The sequence below is a fragment of the Rhodococcus aetherivorans genome, assembly GCF_011058165.1.
Classification (GTDB): domain Bacteria; phylum Actinomycetota; class Actinomycetes; order Mycobacteriales; family Mycobacteriaceae; genus Rhodococcus; species Rhodococcus aetherivorans.
The window spans coordinates 1-6,194 of the sequence record NZ_JAALEG010000151.1; the positions used below are offsets into that span (position 1 = coordinate 1).

The window sequence follows — 6,194 nt, forward strand, 5'->3', positions numbered from 1 at the left end:
AGGCCCGCGGTGCGCACCGCGTACAGCCCCGCGTTCGAGCCGAGCGTGGCCAGGCTCGCACCCAACAGCCCCAAACTGCCCAACAGCGTCATCGCTGCTCGCCTCCTCCGCCACCGACGTAGGTGCGGACGGTGCGCCCGCCCACGCCGGTGACCACCTCGTAATTGATGGTGTCCAGTAGGTCGGCCCAGTCCTGCGCGGCGGGCTCGCCATGGCTACCGTCACCGAAGAAGAACGCGGTATCGCCTTCTTTTACTCCGTCCCCGTCCGGTCCGAGATCGACCACGACCTGGTCCATGCACACGCGGCCGAGCTGCGGTCGGCGGCGTCCGCCGAGCTGCACCTCGAACCGGCCGCTGAGATTACGCCGGATTCCGTCGGCGTATCCCATCGGCAGCAGGGCCACGGTGGTGTCGGCGGGCGCCACCCAGCGATGCCCGTAGGACACTCCGGACCCTGCAGTCACCTTCTTCACCAGCGCCACCCTCGTTCGTAACGTCATCGCGGGCCGGAACCCGAAGTCCCCGACCTCGGGGATCGGGGACAACCCGTACATCGCTATACCCGGTCTGACCATGTCAAAACGCAGGTCGGGGCGGGTAACGGTCGCTGCCGAGTTCGACAGGTGCACCACCTCGGGCTTCATGCCGTGGCGGCTCAGGTCGGCGACGGCCTCGCGCAGCCGGTCCCGCTGGCAGTCGATCTCGGGGTGGTCGAGTTCGTCCGCGTGTGCGAGATGGGAGAAGGCGCCGCGCAGCCGGATCGCCCCCTCCGCCCGGGCCCGGCCCAGATCCCGCAGGAACGCCGGCCACTCGTCCCGTGCCACGCCGTTGCGGTTGAGGCCGGTGTCGATCTTCGCGGTGAGCACCGCGGTCACACCCGTCTCCCGAGCCGCGGCGACGATCGACGCGAGATGCCGCGTCGACGACACCCCCAGCTCGACGCCGGCGGCGATGGCGGGGGCGAAGTCGGCGTCGACGGTGTGCAGCCACGACAGCACGGGCGCGTCGATCCCCGCGCGGCGCAGCTCGAGCGCCTCGGTCAGGGTCGTCACCCCCAGCTCCCGCGCGCCGGCGGCGAGCGCGGCCCGGGCCACCGGGACGGCACCGTGGTTGTACGCGTCGGCCTTGACCACGGCCATCACCGCCGCCTCCCCTGCGTACTCCCGCAGCCGCCGCACGTTCTCGGCCACGGCGTCGAGGTCGATCAACGCCTCGGCCTGCGGCAGGTCGTGGTGGAGGTGGTTGCGGGGTCGGGGTTCGGCCGTGGTCATGAATCTCGATCCTGCCACTGCGGACGAAGTGGCCCGCAGCACGGTGGCAGGTGTCGGGATCACGATTCGGCCATGCCCCGCAGGCTCCGCACCGCCGCGGGCACCCGATCCAGGATCGCGCTCGCCGAAGTGGGGGCGGCCCAACCGGGTTCACCGCCGCGAGCGGCGAGATCGTGCCCGCCGCGCGCGGCGAGATCCGCGGCGGTGGAGTGGGCGCGCGCGCCCGCCGCGGCCGCGAGATCCGGGGCCATCCCCGCGGACATCAGTGCCCCGATCATCCCGGACAGCACGTCGCCCGCGCCGGCGGTGGCCGCCCACGACCCGCCCGCCTCGTTGACGAACACGTGCCCGTCCGGGTTCGCGATCAGCGTCGACCGGCCCTTGAGCAGTACGTGCACCCGCCAGTCGGCGGCCAGTGCCCGCACCGCCGCCACCCGGTCCGGCTCGGGCCGGCGTCCGGTGAGCCGCGCGAACTCCCCGGCATGCGGTGTCAGCAGGGTCGGAGCCCGCCGGCCGCGGACCAGGTCCGGCTGCCGCGACAGCAGCGTCAGCCCGTCGGCGTCGACGAGGACGGGAAGATCGGTGGCCAGCACGTCGCGCAACGTGTCGGCCGCCTGGTGATCGGTGCCGCCGCCCGGCCCGATCACCCATGCCTGGACGCGGCCCGCCTCGGCGAACGACGGCGCGGCCACCACCTCGGGGAACCGGGCCAGCACGACGGGGGCGGCGCTGCCGGCGTAGCGGACCATGCCGGACGTCGCGGCCACCGCTGCGCCGGCGCAGAGCACGCCGGCGCCCGGGAACCGGGCGCTGCCCGCGACGATGCCCACGACGCCCTGGCTGTACTTGTCGTCGTCGGCGCCCGGGACCGGCCAGATTGCTCCGATCTCGGCGGGCTCGGCCGCCACCATGCACGGCGGCGGCAGCTCGAGACCGATGTCGACGAGCTCGACCCGCCCGCACCGGGTGGGCGCGAGGGCGTGGACCGGCTTGTAGGCGCCGAATGTGACGGTCACGGCCGCGGTCACGGCCGGCCCGTCGACGGCGCCGGTGTCCGGGTCGACGCCGCTCGGGGTGTCCACGGCCACGATCGGGGCGGTGATCTGCTCGACCACCGCGGCCGCGGCCGGGCGCAGCGGGCCCCGGCCGGAGATGCCGACAACGCCGTCGAGCACGAGGTCCGGGTCACCGATCCGGTCCGGATCCGCCGGTACGGCGCGCCCGCCGGCGGCGCGCAGCGCCGCCAGTCCCGCCCGGTGCGCCCGCTGGGGGTCGAGGAGCAGCGCCGTGACCGCGACCCCGCGGCGGCGCAGGAACGCGCCCGCCCACAGGGCGTCGCCGCCGTTGTCGCCCGATCCGACGAGCAGGGTCACGCGACGACCGGCGACGGCGCCGGTGCGCGAGCGCAGTTCCGCCGCCGCGACCCGGGCGAGCCCGAACGCGGCGCGGCGCATCAGGGTGCCCTCGGGCAGGGCGGCGAGCAGCGGCGCCTCCGCCGCCCGCACCTGCTCGCACGGGTAGTAGCTGCGCATCGGGCCTCCTGCCGGGGTCGCTATTCCACCGTCACGGACTTGGCGAGGTTGCGTGGCTTGTCGACGTCGTAGCCGCGCGCCTGGGCGACCTCGGCGGCGAAGACCTGCAGCGGCACGGTCGACAGCAGCGGCTGCAGCAACGTCGGCGCGGCGGGGATCTCGATGAGGTGGTCGGCGAACGGCCGCACCGCCTCGTCGCCCTCCTCCGCGATCACCACGGTGCGGGCACCGCGGGCCTGGATCTCCCGGATGTTGCTCAGCAGCTTCGAGTGCAGCACCGCCCGCCCCTTCGGCGACGGCATCACCACGATCACCGGCAGCCCGTCCTCGATCAGCGCGATCGGACCGTGCTTGAGCTCGCCGGCGGCGAAGCCCTCGGCGTGCATGTACGCCAGCTCCTTGAGCTTGAGCGCACCCTCGAGCGCCACCGGATACCCCACGTGCCGGCCCAGGAACAGCACCGTCGACGACGCCGCCAGCTCCCGCGCCAGGCGCCGCACCGGCTCGACCGTCTCGAGCACCCGCGCGATCAGGTGCGGCATCGCGGCCAGATCGGCGTACTCGCGGGCCACCTCGTCCGGGTACTTGGTGCCGCGGGCCTGCGCCAGCGCCAACCCCACCAGGTAGTTCGCGGCGACCTGCGCCAGGAACGCCTTGGTCGAGGCCACCCCGATCTCCGGGCCGGCCCGGGTGTAGAGCACCGCGTCGGCCTCCCGGGGGATCTGCGCGCCGTTGGTGTTGCACACCGCCAGCACCCGTGCCTTCTGATCCTTCGCGTGCCGCACCGCCTCGAGGGTGTCGGCGGTTTCCCCGGACTGCGAGATCGCCACCACCAGCGTCGACCGGTCCAGCACCGGATCCCGGTACCGGAACTCGCTGGCGAGCTCGACCTCCACCGGCAACCGCGTCCAGTGCTCGATCGCGTACTTGGCCACCAGACCCGAGTGGTAGGCGCTGCCACACGCGACGACGAACACCTTGTCCACGTCGCGCAGCTCCTGATCCGACAGCCGCTGCTCGTCGAGCACGATGCGGCCCCCGGCGAAGTGCCCGAGCAGCGTGTCGGCCACCGCGGCGGGCTGCTCCTCGATCTCCTTGAGCATGAAGTAGTCGTGGCCGCCCTTCTCGGCGGCCGCCAGATCCCAGTCGATCTCGAACGGGCGGGTCACCACGTCGGTGCCGCCGTCGAAATCGGACACCTGATACCCGTCGGCGGTGATCACCACCACCTGGTCCTGGCCCAGCTCCACCGCGTGCCGGGTGTGCTCGATGAACGCGGCCACGTCCGAGGCCACGAACGTCTCGCCGTCGCCGACCCCGACGACCAGCGGCGTCGACCGGCGCGCCGCGACGATCGTGTCCGGATGGTCGGCATGGGTGAACACCAGCGTGAAGGCCCCCTCGAGCCGGCGCAGCACCGACAGCGCACTGGCCTCGAAGTCCCCCGCGGTCGGCCCGTCCGCATACGCCCGGGCCACCAGATGCACCGCCACCTCGGTGTCGGTGTCGCTGGCGAACTCCACCCCGGCCTTCTCGAGCTCCACCCGCAGCGGCGCGAAGTTCTCGATGATGCCGTTGTGCACCACCGCCACCTTCCCCGACCCGTCCCGGTGCGGATGCGCATTGCGGTCGGTGGGACGACCGTGCGTGGCCCACCGGGTGTGCCCCATGCCGGTGGTGCCGGCGAAGTGCTCCACCCCCACCTCGTCGAGCTCGGCCTCGAGATTGGCCAGCCGGCCCGCCTTGCGCTCGACGGCCAGGCCGCCCGCACCGTCCAGGACCGCCACACCGGCCGAGTCGTAGCCCCGGTACTCCATCCGCCGCAGTGCCTCCACCACGACATCGAGAGCCGGGCGATGCCCGACGTACCCCACGATTCCGCACATGGTTAGCAGGGTACTGGTCCGCGACCCGCCGGTAACAACTCGTCCACGTCCCGGCGGGTGGCACGCTCGAAGCTGATCATCGGCTAACGTTCACGCCGTGGCGGCGAAACCGAAATCCCTGGCCCAGCGGCTCTCGAAGCGCGGACCGCACACGGTGCTGCGCGGCAACCTCGCTCTCGCAGGTCAGCCGGGCATCGTCTACACCCCCGCCGAGGGCTTCGGCCTGCCCGCCGTCGCGTTCGGCCACGGCTGGATGACCGGTCTCGACAAGTACTCGGCGCTGTTCGAACACCTCGCCTCGTGGGGCATCGTCGTGGCCGCCCCGAGCACCGAACGCGGGCCGATCCCGTCGCACCTGGGCCTGGCCGCCGACCTCGGCACCACCCTCGACATCTGCGTGGGCGTGCGCCTGGGCACCGGACGGATCAGCGTGCACCCCGACCGTCTCGGCCTGGTCGGCCACGGCATGGGCGCGGGAGCTGCGGTACTTGCGGCGTCCCGGCGCGACGTGGCCGCCGTCGCCGCGCTCTACCCGGCCCCGACGTCGCCGCCGGCCTCGGTCCTGGCCGCGCGTGTGCACGCGCCCGGGCTCGTGCTCGCCGCCGAGAAGGACCTCGGCTCGATGGGCAGTGATGCCGTCGCCGTCGCCCAGGCCTGGGGCGGCGAGATGCTGATGCGGTCCGTCCACAAGGCCACCGACGACGGCATGATCGAGGGCCGCCGCCTGCTCGCCTTCCTCGGCGTCGGCGGCGCCCAGCGCAACACCCAGAAGGTCACCCGCGCGCTGCTCACCGGATATCTGCTGTACCGGCTCGCCGGCGACAAGACCTACGCGCCGTTCGCCGACCCCGAGGCCGAGCTTCCCGGCTCGGAGGTGCTCACCGAGCCCGACGCGATCGACCGCGAGCTCGGCACTCAGATCAACCAGCTGCTCGGGCGATAGAACTCCTCTTCGACGGCCGGCGCCGGCCCGCGCGTCGCGCCGGCGGCGAGTTCACGGGGTTCCCGGAGGCGCCGCAGGTTCTCGAGCCGGCGCTCGACCGCGTCCCGGTGCTCGGCGACGATGTGTTCGAACCGTCCGGTCACAGCGGCCCCGCCTCCGCCAGGACCACGCCATCGGCAGGCTCCTCCTCGGGGCCCGCTTCGACGCTCTCACCAGCAGGTACCGCCGACGCGGGCCGCCGCGCGGGGGTGTCCGCCCGCGTGCCGGGCATCCCGGCCGGCGCGGGACCGAGCGCTCCGCCGTCACCTGGTTCGTCCGGTCGCCGCGGCTCGTCGGGCGGTGCGGGACCGAGCGCTCCGCCGTCACCTGGTTCGTCCGGTCGCCGCGGCTCGTCGGGCGGTGCGGGCGGCGTGTCGTCGCCCGGACCGGCGCCGGGTGTGTCGGGGTCCGTTCCCGTCCCTCCGGCGGCGGGTGCCTCGGCGGCCGGTGCCTGCGCAGCCGGGGCCTCGGCCGGTGCGGCCGCGGCCGGAGCCGTCTTCTTGGCGCCCGGGGCCTTGAGC

The 6,194-nt window shown here is 73.6% G+C and carries 5 protein-coding genes and 1 pseudogene; 1 reads left to right on the forward strand and 5 read right to left on the reverse strand.

Annotated elements, in window-relative coordinates; genetic code table 11:
* Positions 1-88 precede the first annotated feature (88 nt).
* The 3 genes from alr to glmS are packed head-to-tail and all read right to left on the reverse strand — an operon-like array spanning position 89 to position 4,691.
* The gene (gene alr, locus G6039_RS29340) at positions 89-1,273 is read right to left on the reverse strand and encodes an alanine racemase (RefSeq protein WP_029544801.1); all 1,185 of its coding nucleotides are present in this window, start codon (positions 1,271-1,273) and stop codon (positions 89-91) included.
* 59 nt (positions 1,274-1,332) lie between these two features.
* Complete coding sequence (locus tag G6039_RS29345) at positions 1,333-2,805, reverse strand: NAD(P)H-hydrate dehydratase (RefSeq protein ID WP_029544803.1); 1,473 nt, start codon at positions 2,803-2,805, stop codon at positions 1,333-1,335.
* Between the two features lie 20 nt (positions 2,806-2,825).
* Positions 2,826-4,691, reverse strand: coding sequence for a glutamine--fructose-6-phosphate transaminase (isomerizing) (glmS, locus tag G6039_RS29350; RefSeq protein ID WP_029544805.1), 1,866 nt, complete (start codon positions 4,689-4,691; stop codon positions 2,826-2,828).
* A gap of 97 nt (positions 4,692-4,788) precedes the next feature.
* Between glmS and G6039_RS29355 the strand changes: the two genes are divergently transcribed.
* Positions 4,789-5,634 (forward strand): dienelactone hydrolase family protein, encoded by an 846-nt coding sequence (locus G6039_RS29355; protein WP_029544807.1) that lies wholly within the window; start codon positions 4,789-4,791, stop codon positions 5,632-5,634.
* On the opposite strand, the gene G6039_RS29360 is transcribed toward G6039_RS29355, so the two are convergent.
* Together G6039_RS29360 and G6039_RS29365 are read right to left on the reverse strand one after the other, a co-directional pair.
* The gene (locus G6039_RS29360; protein WP_006934931.1) at positions 5,607-5,777 is read right to left on the reverse strand and encodes a hypothetical protein; all 171 of its coding nucleotides are present in this window, start codon (positions 5,775-5,777) and stop codon (positions 5,607-5,609) included. The genes G6039_RS29355 and G6039_RS29360 overlap by 28 nt on opposite strands.
* A pseudogene (locus G6039_RS29365) lies at positions 5,774-6,194 on the reverse strand (hypothetical protein); the annotation flags it as partial. The pseudogene G6039_RS29365 and the gene G6039_RS29360, both read right to left, overlap by 4 nt.

Bases quoted from the DNA above. Each gene is read 5' to 3' on its own strand.
- alr (WP_029544801.1), bottom strand. From the start codon at position 1,273: ATGACCACGGCCGAACCCCGACCCCGCAACCACCTCCACCACGACCTG.
- G6039_RS29345 (WP_029544803.1), bottom strand. From the start codon at position 2,805: ATGCGCAGCTACTACCCGTGCGAGCAGGTGCGGGCGGCGGAGGCGCCG.
- glmS (WP_029544805.1), bottom strand. From the start codon at position 4,691: ATGTGCGGAATCGTGGGGTACGTCGGGCATCGCCCGGCTCTCGATGTC.